Genomic DNA, 291 nt, shown 5'->3' with positions numbered 1-291 from the left:
ACGCAACCATCCGTCAATTAACTATATCATAAACTATTGTTAGGTACTGGCGAACTTGCTATAGTCGGGTAAATAGATAATTTGATGGTTTAGGAGAAAGGTATGAGCTTACTTGGTGGTAACGATTTAAAAGAACAGCAGAATATTAACGCGCTTGAACTTAAAATAAATAAAGAAAAACAGAAGCTAGATAAGAAGCTAACACGGCAAAAGATATTACTGGGGGCTTTTCTTGTGGACGCTTTAGAGAAAGGATCGGTGGATGGTTTAAAGGAATATACAGCCGATAAT

The 291-nt window shown here is 36.4% G+C and carries 1 protein-coding gene; it reads left to right on the top strand.

Features of this window, described 5'->3' with window-relative positions:
• Positions 1-102: 102 nt before the first annotated feature.
• Positions 103-291: mobilization protein MobS (locus tag AAEY79_RS14435; RefSeq protein WP_352288970.1), on the top strand; the 189-nt coding region annotated here is incomplete at its 3' end.

It is taken from the genome of Psychrobacter sp. GW64-MNA-CIBAN-0177 (assembly GCF_040309585.1).
Classification (GTDB): Bacteria; Pseudomonadota; Gammaproteobacteria; order Pseudomonadales; family Moraxellaceae; genus Psychrobacter; species Psychrobacter okhotskensis.
The sequence above is the reverse complement of the archived record's forward strand: the minus strand, read 5'-3'. Positions and strand labels throughout refer to the sequence as shown.